Annotated in this window: 18 protein-coding genes; 10 read left to right on the forward strand and 8 right to left on the reverse strand. The window is 71.3% G+C overall.

The features are described 5' to 3' along the window. Positions 1-460 precede the first annotated feature (460 nt). Together DT019_RS17730 and DT019_RS17735 are read left to right on the forward strand one after the other, a co-directional pair. On the forward strand, positions 461-931 hold the full coding sequence (locus DT019_RS17730) for an RICIN domain-containing protein (RefSeq protein WP_114037788.1): 471 nt from the start codon (positions 461-463) through the stop codon (positions 929-931). A 13-nt stretch (positions 932-944) separates the two neighbouring features. Next, on the forward strand, positions 945-1,787 hold the full coding sequence (locus DT019_RS17735; protein ID WP_114037789.1) for an endonuclease/exonuclease/phosphatase family protein: 843 nt from the start codon (positions 945-947) through the stop codon (positions 1,785-1,787). 154 nt (positions 1,788-1,941) lie between these two features. Here the strand turns inward: DT019_RS17735 and DT019_RS17740 are convergent, their stop codons facing one another. From DT019_RS17740 to DT019_RS17750, 3 genes are all read right to left on the reverse strand, one after another. Then, the gene (locus DT019_RS17740) at positions 1,942-2,439 is read right to left on the reverse strand and encodes a hypothetical protein (RefSeq protein WP_114037790.1); all 498 of its coding nucleotides are present in this window, start codon (positions 2,437-2,439) and stop codon (positions 1,942-1,944) included. A 255-nt stretch (positions 2,440-2,694) separates the two neighbouring features. Continuing rightward, positions 2,695-3,003: a hypothetical protein gene (locus tag DT019_RS17745; protein WP_114037791.1), complete on the reverse strand. Its 309-nt coding sequence runs from the start codon at positions 3,001-3,003 to the stop codon at positions 2,695-2,697. Positions 3,004-3,076: 73 nt separating this feature from the next. Next, positions 3,077-3,610, reverse strand: coding sequence for a hypothetical protein (locus DT019_RS17750; RefSeq protein ID WP_114037792.1), 534 nt, complete (start codon positions 3,608-3,610; stop codon positions 3,077-3,079). 220 nt (positions 3,611-3,830) lie between these two features. Between DT019_RS17750 and DT019_RS17755 the strand changes: the two genes are divergently transcribed. Next, a complete protein-coding gene (locus DT019_RS17755) occupies positions 3,831-4,634 on the forward strand; it encodes an FHA domain-containing protein (RefSeq protein ID WP_114037793.1) in 804 nt (267 codons plus the stop codon). Between the two features lie 7 nt (positions 4,635-4,641). Here the strand turns inward: DT019_RS17755 and DT019_RS17760 are convergent, their stop codons facing one another. Beyond that, positions 4,642-8,226 (reverse strand): WD40 repeat domain-containing serine/threonine protein kinase, encoded by a 3,585-nt coding sequence (locus DT019_RS17760; protein WP_114037794.1) that lies wholly within the window; start codon positions 8,224-8,226, stop codon positions 4,642-4,644. Positions 8,227-8,775: 549 nt separating this feature from the next. Here DT019_RS17760 and DT019_RS17765 point away from each other — a divergent pair. Next, on the forward strand, positions 8,776-9,333 hold the full coding sequence (locus DT019_RS17765; RefSeq protein WP_114037795.1) for an isochorismatase family protein: 558 nt from the start codon (positions 8,776-8,778) through the stop codon (positions 9,331-9,333). 149 nt (positions 9,334-9,482) lie between these two features. Next, a complete protein-coding gene (locus DT019_RS17770; RefSeq protein WP_147267327.1) occupies positions 9,483-10,577 on the forward strand; it encodes a YncE family protein in 1,095 nt (364 codons plus the stop codon). 108 nt (positions 10,578-10,685) lie between these two features. Here the strand turns inward: DT019_RS17770 and DT019_RS17775 are convergent, their stop codons facing one another. Continuing rightward, a complete protein-coding gene (locus DT019_RS17775; protein WP_114037797.1) occupies positions 10,686-11,387 on the reverse strand; it encodes a Clp protease N-terminal domain-containing protein in 702 nt (233 codons plus the stop codon). Between the two features lie 372 nt (positions 11,388-11,759). Here DT019_RS17775 and DT019_RS17780 point away from each other — a divergent pair, with 372 nt between their 5' ends. Continuing rightward, positions 11,760-12,170: a cysteine/serine endopeptidase inhibitor gene (locus DT019_RS17780; protein WP_114037798.1), complete on the forward strand. Its 411-nt coding sequence runs from the start codon at positions 11,760-11,762 to the stop codon at positions 12,168-12,170. A gap of 329 nt (positions 12,171-12,499) precedes the next feature. Here DT019_RS17780 and DT019_RS17785 read toward each other — a convergent pair whose 3' ends face one another. Both DT019_RS17785 and DT019_RS17790 read right to left on the reverse strand, forming a co-directional pair. After that, the gene (locus DT019_RS17785) at positions 12,500-13,261 is read right to left on the reverse strand and encodes an endonuclease/exonuclease/phosphatase family protein (RefSeq protein ID WP_223279635.1); all 762 of its coding nucleotides are present in this window, start codon (positions 13,259-13,261) and stop codon (positions 12,500-12,502) included. 149 nt (positions 13,262-13,410) lie between these two features. Beyond that, complete coding sequence (locus DT019_RS17790; protein ID WP_114037799.1) at positions 13,411-13,887, reverse strand: MarR family winged helix-turn-helix transcriptional regulator; 477 nt, start codon at positions 13,885-13,887, stop codon at positions 13,411-13,413. A gap of 40 nt (positions 13,888-13,927) precedes the next feature. Here DT019_RS17790 and DT019_RS17795 point away from each other — a divergent pair, with 40 nt between their 5' ends. Beyond that, the gene (locus tag DT019_RS17795; protein ID WP_114037800.1) at positions 13,928-14,851 is read left to right on the forward strand and encodes an alpha/beta hydrolase; all 924 of its coding nucleotides are present in this window, start codon (positions 13,928-13,930) and stop codon (positions 14,849-14,851) included. 33 nt (positions 14,852-14,884) lie between these two features. On the opposite strand, the gene DT019_RS17800 is transcribed toward DT019_RS17795, so the two are convergent. Beyond that, on the reverse strand, positions 14,885-15,751 hold the full coding sequence (locus DT019_RS17800; RefSeq protein WP_114037801.1) for a LysR family transcriptional regulator: 867 nt from the start codon (positions 15,749-15,751) through the stop codon (positions 14,885-14,887). 70 nt (positions 15,752-15,821) lie between these two features. Between DT019_RS17800 and DT019_RS17805 the strand changes: the two genes are divergently transcribed. The 3 genes from DT019_RS17805 to DT019_RS17815 all read left to right on the forward strand — a co-directional run bounded on the left by DT019_RS17805 (position 15,822) and on the right by DT019_RS17815 (position 17,795). Further along, positions 15,822-16,139, forward strand: coding sequence for a hypothetical protein (locus tag DT019_RS17805; protein ID WP_114037802.1), 318 nt, complete (start codon positions 15,822-15,824; stop codon positions 16,137-16,139). After that, complete coding sequence (locus tag DT019_RS17810) at positions 16,136-16,888, forward strand: SDR family NAD(P)-dependent oxidoreductase (protein WP_114037803.1); 753 nt, start codon at positions 16,136-16,138, stop codon at positions 16,886-16,888. The genes DT019_RS17805 and DT019_RS17810 overlap by 4 nt, the downstream gene beginning before the upstream one ends. A 79-nt stretch (positions 16,889-16,967) precedes the next feature. Beyond that, positions 16,968-17,795 carry an SCO6745 family protein gene (locus DT019_RS17815; RefSeq protein WP_114037902.1) on the forward strand — a complete coding sequence of 276 codons (828 nt, stop codon included), beginning with the start codon at positions 16,968-16,970 and terminating at the stop codon, positions 17,793-17,795. Positions 17,796-17,831 lie beyond the last annotated feature (36 nt).

Genomic DNA, 17,831 nt, shown 5'->3' on the forward strand with positions numbered 1-17,831 from the left:
ATCAACATCTCCAAGCGGGGCTGGGAGCCTGGCTGCTGTTCGTCCGGTTCTCGCCGATGACCGCTCGTGGGGCGAAGCGGATCCGGTGCGGCATCGCGCGCTGGCCGGGCCGGACCGCCGCCGCCCGCGACACCGACGGCCGCGATGCGAGAAGGCCGAGTACCGGTGGGTGAGTTGAGGGACGTCCCGGATTCGGCGGGATCGCCGGTCAGGGCCGCAGGCAGGAGGGCGGGACGCCGACGGGACGCGTCCCGGGCCGCTCGGGACGCCCCTCGGGCGGGTTCCGGTGCCTACGGTTGCGTGGAGCGCCGAGGGGAGCCGGTGCGATCCGGACCGGGCCCCGCAAGTGTCCGGCGAGGCCGGGCCGCGAGGTCCGGCCGAAAACTCTCGGCGCTGTCGAATCGCAGGACGCGGAAACGCCGCCCGACGGCGGCGAATCAACCTACACAGGGGGTCACTTATGCGTGGTAAGCGCCTTGCTCAGGCGATCGGGACGATGGTCGCCGCTCCGCTGCTCGTCCTGGGGACGAGCGCCGCCGCACACGCCGACAGCGATGTGCAGTGGCATCACAAGAGCGGCGGGGGCTGCCTGAGCGGCATGTGGGACCAGCACTACGGCTGGAACAACGTGGGCCTCTACCCCTGCTGGTTCGCAGCCTCGAAGTGGCACGACGTCAACGTCGGGGGCGACGTCTGGGTCGAGCGCCTCGCGGAGGTGCCGGGCTCCTGTCTCGCCGGCTACACCGACCACGACGCCTACGTGGAGGCCTGCAGCAGCGGCCGCAACGACTATCAGCGCTGGCACGAGATCAACACGGGCAACGGCTGGAAGTTGCAGAACGTGGCCACCGGCGAGTGCCTGGACAGCGACAACAGCAGGGTCTACATGCACGAGTGCAACGACGGGAACATCTACCAGCTCTGGACCTGACAGCCTGCGGGCGGTGGCCGGCCACGCCTTGGGGGTGTGGCCGGCCACCGACACCGTGACCGATGCGTACGGTGGGGGCGTGGACATGGTGCGCGCGGCAACGCTCAACATCTGGGGCCGGGGCTCGGCCTGGCGCCGTCGGCTGCCTCTGGTCAGGGCCGAGCTCGTACGGCTCGCCCCCGATGTCGTCGGCCTGCAGGAGGTGTGGCGCAGAGGGGCACGGTGCCAGGCGGAGCGGATCGCCGACGGCCTGGGGTACCACGTGACCTACGCGGCGGCACGCTCGGCGCGTCACCGTGCCGCCCAGGGCAACGCGTTGCTCAGCCGGGCGCCCGTGGCACGGTACGAGGTGGTCCCGCTGCCGACGCCGGGGGTAGAGCCCCGGTCGGTTCTGTGTGCCGAGGTGGGCTCGCTGACCGTGTTCGTCACCCACCTGACCTGGGAATGGGAACACTCCCGCATCCGGCAACACCAGGTGCGCTGCCTCGCTGAACTCGTGGCCGGGCAGGCCGGGCGCGATGTCGTGCTCCTGGCCGACCTCAACGCCGCCCCCGACACCGACGAACTCCGGTGGCTGGCCGACCGGATGGACGACGCGTGGGGGTGGGCCGGCCACGGCCCGGGCCACACATACACGCCCGCCAACAGGCACGCACGCAAGGCCCGCGAACCGGCGCGGCGCATCGACTACGTCTTCACGGCCGGACTGCGGGCAAAACACGCCGAGTTGGCGTTCACCACGCCTCGCCACACGGCTCGCGGACCGCTGTGGCCCTCCGACCACTTCGGCGTCGTCTGCGACCTCACATCCCGTGCACATCCGCCGTCGGACACGGCCGCGACGCCCACGGCGTGAGCGGCCAGGAACTCCTCCGGCCCTGTCCCGCCCGGCTGTACGTTCCGTAGCGGCCGATCGGCGCTCCGGACGCCCGAAGTTCGTCCGGAAACGACCGGAGAGGGATACCGCGGGCGCCTCCCTCGGGCGGCGCCCCCGGCCCGTCGAGAGGGTGTCAGGCGCGGATGGTCAGCCACGCGCCGAGACCGCTGCACCCACGCGCGTCGTACGTGGTGCTGCGGTAGCCCGCCGGAATGGGGGAGTAGGGGCAGGTCCAGATGCCGTTGCGGACAAGCCGGTGGAACCAGGCGCCGATTCCACTGCAGCCGTTGCGGTCGTAGTCGGTGATGACGTACCCGGACACGATCGGGGATCCCGAACAGGTCCATATCCCGTCACGTACGGGCTGCTGCAACCATGAACCCGCGCCGTTGCAGCCGCTGCGGTTGAACATGGTGATGACGTATCCGGGCGGCACGGCCGCCCCCGGGCAGGTCCAGCCGCCCACCGCGGCGATCCGTGCCCCGTTGCCGGCCGCCGTGGCCGTGCCGGTGGCCGTCGTGCCGGTGAAGACCGCCGCGAGCAGGGCCACCGCCCCCACCATCGCGGCAATCCTGCCGCGGAACACCGCGGCGGCCGAACGGCTCGGTCTGTGGCGAAGTCGGCTCTTCATTTCACACCAGTCCCCTCATGTGGCTCGGTTGACGGCGATGCCGCGTCCGCATCACCGGATGTGCGTCCCACCCACGGACACAGGGCCCTGCGGGCGGCAGCACATCCTGCACCGACCGCTGGTCCCGGCCGCAGCACGAGGCCGAACGACTGATGCATTCCGGGCACACCTCTACGGCGGTTCCGGCGCGAGTTGATCACGTGGTGTGAAGGGTTCCCCTTTCCGGGGGATCGCCGCCGCGGGCGAGTCCCGCGCTCACCAAAACCTCTGGCAGGAGCAGGTGACGTTGATGGGGTGCTGGGTGGTCCACGTGTCGCCTTCGATGCCGAAGTGTCGTCGGGTCACCGTGTCCTGGCCGACGACGGCGGTACAGCGGGGTCCGGAGTGCTGTGACCTGCCATGTCCGCATCCACGGCAGGTGTTGGTGGTGTTGGGCCGCCAGTCGTCGGGGTAGAAGCCCCGGCACGCGCACGGGTCGTGGCCTTCCTCGCCGTCGCAGTGGCCCTCCAGGTGGACCGTCCAGAGATGGCCGCACCGGCACCTGGCCACTTGATCGTCGCGCATGTTCCCTCCTGGTCCTGTCTGTTGGGCTCGCATGTCGTGGGGGCAGAGGCTTCGCCGGGGGGCGAGGGCGGGGCTATGTGTTCTCGACCTCCAGCGCCTCGCGCGCCAGGCCGATGAAGGTGACGTACGCGGCCCGGAAATCCCGGTACGCGGCGTCGTAGGCGTCCCGCCGCTCGACGCTCTGGTCACCGACGAGAGCCCGGAGCGACCGCTGCACCCACCGGGCCGTGTTGCGTACGTGATCCGCCGCGTCGGACACCTCGGCGGGCCCGTCCAGCCGGACCTCGTGCATCGCCCGGTTCATGTCCCCGATGGCCGGGCCGATTCGCTCGCACATCCGCGTCAGCAGCCGCTCCTTGCTCTCGCGGCCATGCGCCGCGTCGACGTCGTCGATCTGCCAGGTGACGGTGTTGAACGCGTGCGCGCAGCTCATCAGCTCCCGGTACGCCGAGCGGCGTCGCTCGCGCTGCTCGCGCAGGGCCTCCGCCTTCGCGGTGGTGGCCACTTGGGCCTGGGCCGCGCGAAGGGTCGCCCGTGCGGTGATGGAACTGGCTCCGAGTGCGGTCAGCGCGGTGAGGATGCCGACCCACAGTCCGCTGTTCACCATGGTGGGCAAGTCTGGCAGACGAGGGCGCCCCGGGGGCGTCCGCGGAGGCCCAAGTGAGGCTGACGTGCGGGTAGTTCGGCGCGAGCGACGGCTCGACCGCGTGCGGCGGAACCGGGGCTCGACGGTGAGGATGTCGTCCGGGGGAACCGGTGGGCCGGTCGCGGGCGTCGTCGGCGGTGACGGTCCGGGTGGCGCGGGAACGGTGAGGGAGGAGAGCGGCGTGACGGAGGCGAAACGGGGACTGCACGCGTTGCCCGCTGAGGTGGGCAGCCTGCTGGACGGTCTGCCGTCGGCGGCACCCGGCACGATCGTCGTGCGATCGGAGGAGGGCGGGTGCGCCGCGCCCGCAGGGGACTTCAGGGTTCGCTTCGGGCGGGACGGTGGCGCGGTGGACGTGCTGGTCGGAGCGGGTGACCGCCGGGTCAGCAGACTCCAGGGGACGCTGATGTGCACCGGTACGGAGTGGTGGCTGCGGAACGAGGGCCGCTTGCCGCTGCGGTTGCCGGACGAGGCGATGCTGCTGTCCGGGCACGAGATGCCGCTCGGCGCCGGGTACACGCCCGTGACGGTCGGCGCTCCCGGACGGCCGGGCCACCTGCTGGAGATCCGGGTCGTGGGCGGGACCGGCGCAGAGCCGGACCGGGGGCCACTGCGGAGCACCGAGATGTCGGACGTGTACGGGCTCACCGAGGTCGAACGCGTAGTCCTCGTCGCGCTCGCGCAGCGCTACCTGCGCCAGGAGCGCTACCCCCAACCGGTGTCGTGGAAGCAGGTCGCGGCGGAGCTGAACGCGGTGGCGCCGGAGCGGGCCTGGACGCCGAAGGTGGCCGAGCACATCGTCGGCGGTGTCCGCGCCCGGCTGGCGCGCGCCCACCCTCCTGTCGCGGGCATCCGGCGCGACGACGGCGTGGGCGACCCGGTCGGCGGCACACTCAACCACAACCTGATCGTCGCCCTGCTGCGCGCGGCGACCCTCTCCCCGGCCGACCTGAGGCTGCTCGGCGACGAGCCGGTGCACAGCTGACTGCCGGTCACGCACCGGGTGCCTCCAGGCGGGCGCGGACGGCGTCGCGGTGCAACCAGCCGTGTCCGGTGTCGCGGAGAAGGTCCATGAGCGCGTCGAGGCCGGCATCCGGGCACAGGCCGGTATGGCGGGCGCGGAACCCGTCGATGTACGGGGTGGCGGCCTCGTCCCACTCCGTGTCAGGAGGCGGGGCGAGCTCCCAGTCCAGCTCCCACACCCGTACTCCGTCGACGTGCGACCACGACAGTGCGCGGCGGCCGTCGCGGGCGAGCGCCAGGCCTTCGATGGGCTGCCTGTGGTGCCCGATCCGGGCCAGATGGCGGCCGGTTGACGCGTCCCACAGGCGGATGGTGAAGTCGCGGCCGGTGGACAGGGCGAACCGGCCGTCGCCGGTCAGGAGGGGCAGGGCGGGGCTGTGTCCGCGAGCCGGGGGGAAGGCGCGGACGAGGGCGCCGTCGGCCACGTTCCACAGCCGCAGCTCGCCGTTGGCGTCGCTGGTCAGGACCTGACGGCCGTCGCCGCTCAGGGCCACGCCGCGCCATTCGAGCGGGGGATGGGTGAGGTCGCGCAGCAGCATGAAGAACGGGCCGTCACCCGTCGGTGGGGTCTCCCGGCCCGGGGGGCGGGGTGCTTCGAGACGAAGCGCCGGTTCGCCGGTGGCGAGGTCGGTGACGGCGACGTGGTGGAGGAGGTTGTCGGCGGTGGCGACCAGCACGCGCGGGCCGTGCCAGGCGACGGATTCGGCGCGCTGTTTGAGGGTGCGGACGAGGGTACCGGTGCGCAGGTCCCACAGTTCGGTCTGGTAACCGCCCGCGCCTATGAGGGCGTGGCCGCTGTCGGGAGAAAACCGGAGCGAGTCGGTGTGCCGGGCGCCGGTGTCGAAGGCGCGCAGGCGGGCGCCGTCCGGGAGGGACCAGAGGCTGATGCGGCCGCGTTCGGCGGTCAGCAACCGGTCGCCCGCCGCGTCGAGGGCCAGGCGGACGGGCTCGCCGGTGCGCGGGCTGACGGGGATTCGGCCCCGGCGGCTGCCGGTCGCTGCGTCGAGGACGTCGACGTTCCCGTTGGGGTGGCAGACGGCGGCGACCGTGCCATCGGCGGACAGAGCGGCCGACTGGACCTGCCCGGTGGAGGGTGTGATGCCGGGCCACGCGGCGCGCAGCGCGGTCCGCGGGGCGTGGCGGGCAAGGGTGCGCCAGGCGGCGAGGGGGCCCGGTGCGCGTTCGTAGCCGGGGGTGGCGCGGACCTTGGTCAGCAGCGCGAGGGCCGCTCGGTGGCGCCCGCCGGACAGAGCGTCGTCGGCCAGCTTCAGCTGTTCCGTCACATGAGCGTCAGCACGGGTGAGTTCGACGGCGGGACGGGGCCGGCTGAGGCGGAGGGGCGCAGGGGTGCCGGGCGGAAGCGTGAGGCGCCGGAGCGCGCCGTCGCTGCCCAGCAGAAGGGCGCGCCACGGCTCACCCCGGGCCAGGGTGTGCCGGATCTCGCCGCTCAGGTGCAGGTCGACGGCGTAGTGGCCGTCCGGCAGCGGCGCGGTGGTGCGCAGACAGCGGCCGGTGGCGAGGTCCCACAACCGAACGGTGCCGTCGGTGCCGGAGCTGAGCAGATGATGGCCGTCCCGGCTGAGGGCGAGGGCCAGGACACCGCCTCTGTGGCCGCGGAGCGTGCGTACGCAGCGGCCGGTGGTGAGGTTCCACAGCCGGAGCGTGCCGACGAAGTGGCCGCCCGTCACGGCGGAACGTCCGTCGGCGGCGAGCACCAACAACCCGGGAGCCATGGGTTCGGCGCACGGTTGAGTCTCGTGGCTCTCACCCGTCGTGGTGTCCCACAGCCGGAGCCGATCGTGGTCGGCGAAGACCGCGAACCGGCCGCCGGGGGTCAGCCCGATGGCGGCGCCCCGGCCCCACCCCGCGCGGTGGAGCACGGTGTGGCCGATGGCGGCGCTCCACAGCTCGACCGTGCCGTCCGCCGCGTACAGGCAGACGGCGCCGTCGGCGGCGACACGCACCGCGTGATGGTCGAGCAGGGGCACGTGCGGTGCGCCGGCCCGCGTCGGCGGACGCACCGTCCATGCGTACCTTTCTCGCCCGGTGTCGGCATCGAGGACGTGGACGGTGTCGCCGCTGAGGAGGGCGCAGGTCCGATGGTCGAGGTCGACGGCGATCACCGGATGGCGGCCGACGGTCAGGGTGCGCTGACAGCGGCCGGTGGTGAGGTCCCACAGCCGGGCCGTGCCGCCTTCGCCGCCGGTCAGCGCCGTGTCGTGGGCGGCGGCCAGGCGTACGGGCGCGGTGAGCGCGAGGGAGGCGCGCCAGTCGAGTTGAGCCACCGGCTCGGCGGTCGGCCGGGGAGCGGTGGGGCCGGGTTCGTGCAGCGCGTCGGCCGACGCCCCGTCGCCGCGCTCCCGGTGCACGTGCGCGAGCAGGCGCCGGACGCCGGCGTCGTCCGTGTGCGCCGGGTCGGCCTCAAGGCCGCGGACGACGTCCTCATCGGTGATCTCGGCGCGTCGCCAACGGCGCAGGCCCCGGTTGTAGAGGGTCACCACGTGCCGGGGATCGGCCTCGGCGGCGGCGTCGAACGCGGCATCGGCCTCCGTCGCACGGCCGAGGTCGAGCAGGGACAGCGCCCGGTTGTTCAGCTCGTCGGCTCGCACATCGGCCGGGCGCGGTTCGGCCCGGGGATAGGGAGAGCCGGTCAACTCCTCGTAAGTACCGGCCAGTTCGGCAGCCACCTCCCTCATCGAGGCGGGCCGATCGGCGGGGTCGGGCCGCAGGCAGCGAGCCAGCAGCACGGCGACCGACGGCGGCAGCGCGGGAAGGCCCCGCCCGACGGGCCCGGCCGGAAGCAAGCGCAGGGTCTCTCCCGCGACGGGCCCGACGGCCCAGACCACGTCGCCGAGGAACATCTCGAGCACCGAGACCGCGTAGCTGTAGATGTCGCTGCGGCGGCCCACACGGCGTCCTGCCGCCTGCTCCGGGGAGGCGTAGGCGGGGGTCATTCCGGCAGGCCCGGTGAGGGTGCGGCCGTCCGGGGACGGGGCGGCGCTCGGGGCCTCGGAGGTGTGCGGGACGATGCCGGCGCGGGCCAGGCCGAAGTCGCTGATCTTGACGGTGCCGTCGCTGTCCAGCAGCACGTTGGCGGGTTTGACGTCCAGGTGTGCCACGCCCCGGGCGTGGGCGTGAGCCAGGCCCCAGGCCATCTGGACGGCCACGTCGATGACTCGGGCCGTCGCCCCGACCGTCGCATCGCCCGTGTACAGGGTCCGGTCGACGATGCGGTCTCGCAGGCTGCCCCCGGGAAGGTACTCCGAGAACAGGCGCGGGACGCCGCCGATGGTGCGTACGTAGTGGCAGCCGCACACATGCGGATGCAGACCGAGTGACACCCACGTCTCGGCCTCCGCGACGAATCGCTCGCGCCGGGCGGGGTGTCGGACGAGATCCGGCAGAGGGCTCTTGACGGCCAGGTCGATGCCCCAGCCCAGATGCCGGACCCGGTGCACCACCCCCATCCCACCCCGGCCCAGCACCCCGGACACCTGGTACGTGCCCTGGACCACGACCCCCGCCTGCCAGGGGCCCGGCACTGCCTCGTCCATGCGCTCCTCCGCCGTTGCTTGTCGTCCCGGCCGCACGGCGCCCGGGACGGGCCGTGCGACCGGACAGCGATTCAACCAGCGGGTGTTCGGGACCGGTCCCGAACGGGGCGGACCACACTGGCCAATGACGGGGACGAGCCACGCCGGGCCCAAGGTTCCCGGGGGTGCGCGGTCGCACGGGCGGCCCGGCGGACCTGATCGTCAGGAGGTGACGACATGCGTGTGGCGATGCTGCCGCTGTTTCTGGGACCGGTCCTGCTGGGGCTGGCAGCAGCCTGGATGGTCGGCTACGTGATCTGGATCCTCGTGGGCGAATACGTCCAGCGGGCCAGGCGGGCGGCGCGGCGCAGACGACGCCGGGACCGCTCATCAGGGCACCATCAATCAGAACGATTGTGCGAAGGCCGAGCTCCGTGAAAGGCTCGCACACGGCCCTTCGCACCTCGCACGCGGGCTCCCTCAGTCCGTCGTGGGAATCGCAGGTCCGCCGAGGCTGAGACATGACCGGATGGGACCCGGGGATCGGGACCCACAGGGGAGGACGCGGCAATGACCACGCTCGACAACCGACCGAACACCGCCCTGCTCATCGTCGACGTGCAGAACGGCGTGGTGGCGGAGGCACACGACCGGGACACGATCGTGGCCAACATCGCCACCCTCGTCGACAAGGCACGGGCCGCCGATGTCGACGTCGTATGGGTGCAGCACCACAGCGACGACCTTGTCAGGGGCAGCGAGAGCTGGCAGTACGTCGCCGAACTCGTGCGGCACGAGACCGACGCGCTGGTGGAGAAGTCGTACGGCGACTCCTTCGAAGAGACCGATTTGGAGTCGGTGCTGGCCGCCCGCTCCGTCGGCCGGCTGGTGGTCGCGGGCGCGCAGACCGACGCGTGCATCCGCGCCACGCTCCACGGCGCGATCGTGCGCGGCTACGACGCGACGCTTGTGGCTGACGCCCACACCACCGAAGACCTGTCACGCTTCGGTGCGCCGTCGCCCGACAAGGTCATCGCTCACACGAACCTGTACTGGCAGTACCACACCGCCCCCGGACGGACCGCGGGCACGGTCACCACCGCGGACATCGACTTCGCCAAGGTCTGAGGCGCGGGACGCCCGCATCCCGGGCGACCCCCTCCGGAGTGGCCGGTTGGCGTCCGAGGCGTGCTCTGGCGCCTCACCGTCATCGGGCGTGTCGGCGTAGCCTGACCTCGCCGTCGCAGAACGCGAGGGTTCGGTGGGGGAGGGGCGTCGTGAAGTTCCTTGTATCCAGAGCCAGTTGGCTGGCTTCATGGGTGGCTGCCGGGGTGCTGATGGTCCTCGGCGCGGGCGTCGCCGTCGCGGACGCGACGCCGGGGGTCGAGCATCTCACGCCCCTGCCGGGGGCCCAGTACGCACGTGCTCCGCTGGTCAACGCGGACGGTACCAAGGCGTATGTCGGGGCGATCGAGGCCTCCGGCACCAAGCTGTACGTCGTCGACACCCGGACCGGGGAGATCACCGCGCAGGTGTCCACCGGCGCGGGGCGATGGGCCGGGCCCATGGTGTTCGGTGCCCGCGGCAGGCTGGTCTACGTGGTCACCGAGGGCACCCTCAACGTGATCGACACGGCCACCAACACCCTGCGCTCCAGCATTCCCATCCCTGACCAGCCGCGGCCGGCGGGCTCCCGGCCGGGCTCACTGTCGCGCATGGCCATCAGCCCGGACGGCGCAACGATCTACCTGGACCAGACCGGTCCGGAGGACAACGGCCCCAGTGTGGGCCCGTCCCGGCTGCTGGTGTTCTCCACGGCGCGGGGTGCGTTCACGACGACCGTGCCCCTGCCCGGTGAGAGCCCGCGCGACATCGTCGTACGGCCGAACGGCACGGACGTGTACGTGAGCGGCGACGTGGGCCTGATCCACTTGAACACGGCCACGGCGGTGCCGACGGTGCTGCGTACGATCGCGGCCACCGGGTTCGTGGACGAGCTGGCGCTCACCCCGGACGGCCGCCGCCTCTACGCGCTGAGCAAGCCGGACGGTCACGCCGCCCTGGTCGACCTCACGCACGACAGCGTGCTCATCACCATCGACTTCCGGTCGGATTTCTCACCGGTGCTGAGCCCGGCGGTGAGCCAGGACGGCACCCGGCTGTACGTGCTGGTGGACGACCAGCGGACCGCGCCGAAGGTGCTGTCGTACGACACGGCGACCAACACACAGTTGCCCGACGAGACGGTCACCGATTTCGACGTGGAACGGGCATCGGGCCTGACGGTGGGCCCCGACGGCGAGACGATGTACATCACCGGCACCAACGATGTCGACGACCCCGGCGTCTATCTCCAGACTGTCAACTTCTGACGAGTACCTGGGCGCGGTGCCCACGGCCCATCACCGCCCGGCCGATGGATGCGTGACGTACCACTGGCCGGGCGAGGCCTCGGAGCAGTCCTTCGTCTCGCCTCGGCGCTACTTGTCGCCTGAGGCGGCTCGGTTGGCGACTTCTGCCTTGACCGTTTCGTGCAACTCGTCCGGCGTGAAGCCGAGGTGGCGCAGGATCTGTGCGGCCGGGCTGTTCTCGATGCGCATCAGGCCCAGCAGCAGGTGTTCCGTGCCGACCCAGTCGTGACCGAGGTCGGCCGACGCGCGGGACGCCTGGCCGATGGCCTCCTTGCTCTGCGCTCCGAAGGCGATATGGCCCCGAAGCGCCTTCTTCCCGGCCGGGGGCATCGCCTCCTCGATCGCGTCCCGGATGCGCTGCTCCGACCCGGCTTTCGCCGTCAGGATCTTGTACGCCAGGCCGCGCGGTTCGCCGAGCAGGCCGAGCAGGATGTGCTGGGTGCCGATGGAGTCGTGCTTGTGCGTGCGGGCGGCCTCCTGGGCCAGCACGATGCTGTGCCGGTTCAGCTCGGTGAACCGGTCGAACGCGGCGGGAGCGTGGCGCTGCTGAGCGGCCTGCCTGGACACCCCGATGGCGTCCCCCACCTCGCTCCAGGACGCGCCGGCCTGCTTGGCCTTGCCGACGTAGTGGCCCACGAGCTGGTCACCGAGGTCGGAAAGGGTCTGGGCACGTAGCTGCGCCTCGCTGATGCGGGCCAGGTCGGTGGCGTCGGGGAGTTCCTCGTCGATACGGGCGATCAGGTCAGCGAGGCTGACATTGAGTGGGCTCATGCGTCAATCGTAGGTTGACGATTGCGCGAGTGTCAATCTGTAATTGACGCTCGTTTCGGTGGGTGCGGGGCGAATCTGGTGGGCGGCCAACGCTGGGCGCGGGTGAGTCGTGTGGGGCGGCAGGGGGCTCTTCGGCGGGTGCATCGCGCCTTCTTCTGGCTCTGCCGCCTTCGGTCCGGATGGGCGCCGCTGTCGTACCCGATGCCTCGTCAGACCCTGTATGCGTGGCGTTCAAATGCCTCCGGGACGGGGCGAATTGGCGCCACGCGCGTCGTCCATGCTCTTGATGCTCCGTGGGTGTGCCGACCAGGCTCCGGCCGCATGAGAGCGCTCTCAGTGAGAGGGCGCCGCAACGGGAACGAGGTTCTCCTCATGAGGCTCAGACGGTGGAGCGGCGTCATGGCGGCCGCGGTGGTCGGCGTCGCCTTCGGCAGCGGGACGGCGCACGCTGACATACCCATCGGTCATCCGATGTCCGGCAAGGCCACGTACTACAACGACAAGGGCTACGGAGCCTGCGGCACGCTCATCGATGCGTCGAGTCAGGACCTGGTCGCCGTGTCGCCCGCCTGGTGGACCACGGCGAACCCGAACAACGACCCGCTGTGCAGGGGGATTTCGGTACAAGTGACCTACAAGGGCAAGGCGATCAAGGTGCCGGTGCGGGACAAGTGCCTGTCCTGCGATGCGACGCACATCGACCTCAGTCAGACCGCGTTCAGCAAGTTCGCGTCGCTGAACGTCGGTGTCATCAATGGCATCAGCTGGAAGTTCGTGAAGTAGCGCCCGTGCGGGCCTTCTTCGCGAAGCGAGTGGGGGCGGGCTGGCGCTGGGCCGTGCGCGAGAGGGTCGAGGGGATTCAAGAACCCAGCGGGTTGCAAAGTGTGCAGACCGTGAGAAGAGGGGCACTCGTATCCCTATGGTGTTCACAACTCTCATCCTCGTGCCCGCCCTCCTCGCTCTCGCGCTGGCGTGGCACCGCCCGCATCCCGGCAACCGCCACCGCCATACGCACCGCCACTGAACAGGCGCGTATGGGCGGCGGGTTGGGGCCGAAACGTCAGATAGCCGCTGTGGCCTCCCTGTAGCCGTCCGCCCGGAAGCGGACTCTTCTACGTAGCGGGCACCCGCAGCGCGGCGAGGACCGGCAGGTGATCGGTGGCCGCTCGGAGATCGCGCTCCGAGATTCCGGCGAGGCCCATCGGTACGCCGCATCCCAGCACCTCCACCCCCTGTGTCGCGAAGATGGCGTCGATCCGCTGCAAGGGGTCGCCCAGCCGGGTGGTGTGCTCACGTCCCCACGGCTTCGTCGCCCAGCCGTCCTGCAGGGCGTCCGCCAGCAAGCCGAAAGTGCGACCGTCGGGGCGGTCGTTGAGGTCGCCCGCGGCGACCGCGTGGTGGGTGTTCAGGGCGGACAGCTGCTCCAGGAGCAGGTGCCCCTGCTCGTAACGCTCCTCATCCTTGATGCTCAGGTGGCAGCTGAGGACTCCCAGGCGCGCCCGGCCGAACCGCAACACGGCGGTCGCGAATCCGCGCTGGTGCAGGCCGGGCGTACGGGGCAGCAGGATGTCCTCGGTGCGTTCCACGTGGGCACGGAGCGAGCAGAGGATCATCGGGCCCGAGGCGGTGGCGCCGCCCGAGACGTACACGAGTTCGGAGGTGCGGGCGAGGCGGGCGGCGGCCTTGCGCCAGCGGAAGAACCGTGGCGCCTCCTGAATGCAGACGACGTCGGGGCGGCAGGCCCTGATCACCCGGGCGAGTGCGGGCACGTCGTCGCGCATGGAGCGGATGTTGTAACTCAGTACACGGACAACCACGGAACCGTCGGGCTCCGTCGCCGACTCGGGCAGATCCTGCACGCTGTCCCTCTCCACGCTTCCTCTTTCGCCTCGTGCGGCCGCCACGCGATACGACGGTGTCCGGCGGCGCCCGCCGGGACGCCTGGGCGGGTTTGACACCGCTCGAACGCACCGTACTGGTTCTTGTCCGCCGTGGTGGAGAAGAACCCTTGCGGCGGCTCGACTCAGCCCGTCGGGATGCCGATCCGGTCGCGTTCCAGTGCGGCGCGCAGTGCGGAGAAGGTCTGTGCGAGGGTCGACATCGTGGGCCCGTCGAGGGTGTCCTCGATCAGCTCGGTGAGCCGCTCGGTGAAGGTGTGGTCGGCCGTGTCGACCAGCGCCGCCGCTTCGTCGGTCAGGGTCAGCAAGGAGGAGCGGCGGTCCGAGGGGTTCGGTTGCCGAACGACCCAGCCCTGCTTCTCCAGGCGGTCGACGCCCTTGCTCGCGGCTCCGATCCCGATGGCGAACTCGGCGGCCAGGTCCGCCACACGGGAGCCGGGGCGCTCGCGGAGGCGGCGCAGGAACTCGAAGTGCGCCATGGAGAGACCGTGTTGCTCGCTGAGGCGTTCGTTGAGGGCGTTGTAGAGCCGTGTCTCGCAGCGGACCAGATCGGAGAAGAGGCTCGCGATGTCCACCGCGCCGCCCGGAGAAGTACTTGCCATGGCATATAGTGTAGCGGCATCTACTTCAAGGAGTCGCAAGATGAGCAAGGAACAGCGCGCGCGGGTCGACGAGACGCTGCGGCAGCCCCGGCCCAGCGGCTCTTCGCTCGAGGAGCTCCGGGCAGGCTTCCGGTCTCTGATGGCGGAGATGGCCGTCCCGGACGGGATCCGCACCACCGCCACCACGCTCGGAGACCGGTCCGCCCTGCTCGTCGAGCCGGTCGACGGCCAACGCGCGGGCACGATCCTGTACTTCCACGGCGGATCCTTCGTGGTCGGCTCGCCGGAGACCGCGCTGTCGCTGACGGGCAACCTGGTCGCCAGGACCGGGTTCCGCGCGCTCTCCCTCGACTACCGGCTGGCCCCGGAGCACCCCTTCCCCGCGGCGATCGAGGACACCCTCAGCGCCTACCGCGCGCTGCTCGACAGCGGTGAAGACCCCGCCGCGATCGCGCTCGCGGGTGACTCCGCCGGTGGCGGCCTGGCGTTGACCGCCTGTCTCGCCGCTCGTGACGAGGGGCTCCCGATGCCCGCCGCGATCCTGGCGTTCTCTCCCGGGCTCGACGCCACGCGCAGCGGTGAGAGCATGGAAACCAGAGCAGGCGTCGACCCGCTCTTCACCCGTGAGTCCCTGGAGCGCACGACGCCGATGTACCTGGCCGGGCACGACCCGCGCCACCCCCTTCTCAGCCCCGCGGTCCTTGGCGACCTGACCGGCCTGCCACCGATGCTCCTTCAAGTGGGCACCAACGAGATGCTTCTCGACGACTCCACCCGCATGGCCGCCCGTGCCCGGGCCGCCGGAGTGGACGTCGTACTGGACGTGACGGCCGATGTACCGCATGTCTTCCAGGCGTTCGTCGGAGTCCTCGACGAGGCGGGCGAGGCGCTCGACCGCGCGGCCTTCTTCCTCGGCCAGCGCATCCGTGTTCCGGTCGCGACGGGGGCGACCTCGGAGGGCTGAGTCAGGCCGGGGGCCGCTGTGCGGGGCGCGCGGTCAAGGGCGGCCGCTCCGCGCGTGCGGGAGGCGTCGTGCTCTGAGTGCGGCGGTCACGAACGAGGCGACCAGTGGCCGGTCGTCCTGGGCGTTGCGGGCGAGCACCAGACGGCTCGGCGGCGCGTCGGTCACCGGGACGCAGACCAGGCCGTCGGGGACCGGAGCCACCAGCGAGCGGGGCAGCACCCCGATCATGCGGTTCACCCCGATCATCTGGAGCAGCTGGACCACGTCGGCGACCTCGGGACCGGTACCGTCGCCGCCCGGCACGCCCTTCCAGCGCGGCAGCGTCTCGCCTTCCAGATCGGTCATGCGGATCGCAGTGTGCGCGGCCAGCCGGTGCCCGGACGGGACGACGGCCACGCGGTCCTCGCTGTGGAGCACGTCGTGGGCCAGGCCGCCGAGGTCGTCGAACGGTGCGTAGAGCAGGCCGACATCGGCCCGCCCGTCCAGGAGGAAGTCGGTTCGGTCGGCGGGGCCGCTGAACAGGATGTCCACCTGACGGGCGTCCGGCTGATGTGCGTACTCGGCCAGAATCGCGGACAGCAGGCCCGCGTCCCCGCCGGGTTTGAGTACGAGCCGGAGGTGGGTCCGGGTGTCGCCCGCACGCTGGGCGTGCCGGACGGCGGCGCTGACCGCGTTGAGCGCGTGGCGGCCGTGCTCCTGCAACGCCTCCCCGGCCGGGGTGAGTTCGACACGCCGACTGGAGCGGACGAAGAGCGGAACGCGGAGCCGGGCCTCGATCCGGCGGATGGCCTTGGACAGTGCGGGCTGGGCGATCGAGAGCCGGACGGCGGCCCGGCCGAAGTGCAGCTCCTCGGCGAGTGTGATGAAGTACTCCAGCTCACGGGTCTCCAGGTCAATCATTCCTGGAGGTTATCGCCGGGTGCCGAACAGGTCTTGGACTCCGGCAGGGCAGGGCGTCAAGAATCGAAGCATGATCAACCACACGATGATCGTCTCCTTCGATCAGCCCCTGCCCGAAACCGAGCTCGATCAATATCTCGCGGACATCGAACGGGTCATGCTTGACAGCGGTTACGTACAGTCGATCGTGGCCCGGCGCCACATTCCCGTCCCCGGCGAGGAGGCCATTCCCGCGCTGGTGGCCAACGTGATCGTGCAGGCAGCCGTGGCGGACACCGGGGCGCTGGTGAAGGCGTTCACCGCACCCGGCCTGCATGAGGTCATCGACCGCTGGCAGTCGCGGCACCCGTACCAGGTGGCCTGGGCGAACCACGAGCCGCTGGCATGAGCGACAGGGGCCGAAAGGTGGCACTGGTCACCGGTGCCGGCAGCGGGATCGGTCGTGCGGCGGCACGGGAGTTCGCGCGGAGCGGTGCCGCTGTGGCCGTGCTCGACATCGACGCGAGCAAGGCGGCCGAGACTGCCGAGATGATCAGGAAGGACGGCGGGGAAGCCCTGGCGGTCACGGTGGACATCGCCGACGCACGCTCCGTCCAGTCGGCCGTCGAGCGCACCGTAGCGTCGTACGGTGGTCTCGATTACGCCGTGAACAACGCGGGCATGGCTTCGCACCACCGCAGGCTCGACCAGCTGAGTGTGGACGAGTTCGAGCGCGTGGCCCGCGTCAATCTGACCGGCACCTTCCTGTGCATGAAGTACGAACTGCCCCTGCTGCGGGAGCGCCGAGGCGGTGCGATCGTCAACATCGCTTCCAACGGCGGCCTGTACGCCATCCCGACCGCCCCCGCCTATGTGGCCGCCAAGCACGGAGTCGTCGGACTCACCAAGGTCGCCGCGGTCGACTACGCCCCGGACAACATCCGGGTCAACGCCGTCTGCCCCGGCCCGACCCGCACGCCCGGGTTCGAGCAGGTGGCAGCCGGCACCGACATGGTCGCGCGGCAGGAGGCGATCACGCCCCTTGGCCGGCTGGCCACGGCGGCGGAGGCCGCGGCGGCAGCGGTCTGGCTCTGTTCGGACGCCGCGTCCTACATCACCGGGATCGCGATGTCGGTCGATGGTGGGCGACGAGCATGAGACTCAGCGGGGGCGCCGAGCACTTGGGGGCCCGACGCGGTCCCGCAGGGCCGGGAGTCCAGCAGGCATGATGGAGGCCATGACACACAGCGCCCGCCGCATGTTCGAGCTCCTGGAACCGATCTGCCTGGTCACCTTCTTCGCCGACGAGTGCAACCAGGAACTCGCCGCACTCGGCCACCGCACCTACTGGGACGGTTACTTCGCCAGCCGCGCCGCGCCCCTGGGGCGGGTGCCGGCGCAGGTCGTGCACGCGGCCTTCTACAGCTTCGCCGATGGCGAAGCCGCGCGGCACATCCCGAGCGCGTGGGAGACGATCCCGCCCGAGGCGTCCGTCGCCGCGCGGCAGCGGGGCAGCGCGGCCTCCGTACGGCGGATCCTCGGGGACGAACTGGCCGACTCCCCGGGCCTGGTGCGGGCCGCCGACCTGACCACCAAGGCCGCGACGAGCGCACCGCTGGAAGGACGGGTCATGTATGCCGGGATGCGCACCCTCGCGGTGCCGAGCGATCCGGTCGCCCGGCTGTGGCATTCGGCGACCATGCTGCGCGAGCACCGGGGCGACGGGCACGTCGCCGCCCTCGTCGCTGCGCGCATCGGCGGCACGGAGGCCCACGTGCTCTCCGCGCTGGAGATGGGCATCCACCCGCCGGAGTCCTTCGGGCGCATCCACCACCTGCCGAAGGAACGGCTGGCCGCGGTCATGGACGGCCTGCGTGAGCGCGGGCTCGTCGACGCCGAGGGCCGGTTCACCGACGCCGGCCGTGAGACCAAGCGACGCATCGAGGCCCTGACCGACGAGCTCGCGGCCCCGCCGTACGAGGCACTGTCTTCCGCCGAGCTCGACGAGCTGGTCACCGAGCTCGAACCCATCACCGCGAAGCTGGTGGCCGCTGGGTCCAGGTGACGAGCAGCGACTGATGGCCCGAGGAGCGTGCCGTCC

The sequence above is a fragment of the Streptomyces sp. SDr-06 genome (genome assembly GCF_003324565.1).
Taxonomy (GTDB): domain Bacteria; phylum Actinomycetota; class Actinomycetes; order Streptomycetales; family Streptomycetaceae; genus Streptomyces.

Coding starts and splice junctions, on each gene's coding strand:
- DT019_RS17795 (WP_114037800.1), top strand. CDS start 13,928: ATGAGCAAGGAACAGCGCGCGCGGGTCGACGAGACGCTGCGGCAGCCC.
- DT019_RS17740 (WP_114037790.1), bottom strand. CDS start 2,439: ATGAAGAGCCGACTTCGCCACAGACCGAGCCGTTCGGCCGCCGCGGTG.
- DT019_RS17805 (WP_114037802.1), top strand. CDS start 15,822: ATGATCAACCACACGATGATCGTCTCCTTCGATCAGCCCCTGCCCGAA.
- DT019_RS17780 (WP_114037798.1), top strand. CDS start 11,760: ATGAGGCTCAGACGGTGGAGCGGCGTCATGGCGGCCGCGGTGGTCGGC.
- DT019_RS17790 (WP_114037799.1), bottom strand. CDS start 13,887: ATGGCAAGTACTTCTCCGGGCGGCGCGGTGGACATCGCGAGCCTCTTC.
- DT019_RS17775 (WP_114037797.1), bottom strand. CDS start 11,387: ATGAGCCCACTCAATGTCAGCCTCGCTGACCTGATCGCCCGTATCGAC.
- DT019_RS17765 (WP_114037795.1), top strand. CDS start 8,776: ATGACCACGCTCGACAACCGACCGAACACCGCCCTGCTCATCGTCGAC.
- DT019_RS17815 (WP_114037902.1), top strand. CDS start 16,968: ATGACACACAGCGCCCGCCGCATGTTCGAGCTCCTGGAACCGATCTGC.
- DT019_RS17760 (WP_114037794.1), bottom strand. CDS start 8,226: ATGGACGAGGCAGTGCCGGGCCCCTGGCAGGCGGGGGTCGTGGTCCAG.
- DT019_RS17730 (WP_114037788.1), top strand. CDS start 461: ATGCGTGGTAAGCGCCTTGCTCAGGCGATCGGGACGATGGTCGCCGCT.
- DT019_RS17810 (WP_114037803.1), top strand. CDS start 16,136: ATGAGCGACAGGGGCCGAAAGGTGGCACTGGTCACCGGTGCCGGCAGC.
- DT019_RS17745 (WP_114037791.1), bottom strand. CDS start 3,003: ATGCGCGACGATCAAGTGGCCAGGTGCCGGTGCGGCCATCTCTGGACG.
- DT019_RS17800 (WP_114037801.1), bottom strand. CDS start 15,751: ATGATTGACCTGGAGACCCGTGAGCTGGAGTACTTCATCACACTCGCC.
- DT019_RS17750 (WP_114037792.1), bottom strand. CDS start 3,610: ATGGTGAACAGCGGACTGTGGGTCGGCATCCTCACCGCGCTGACCGCA.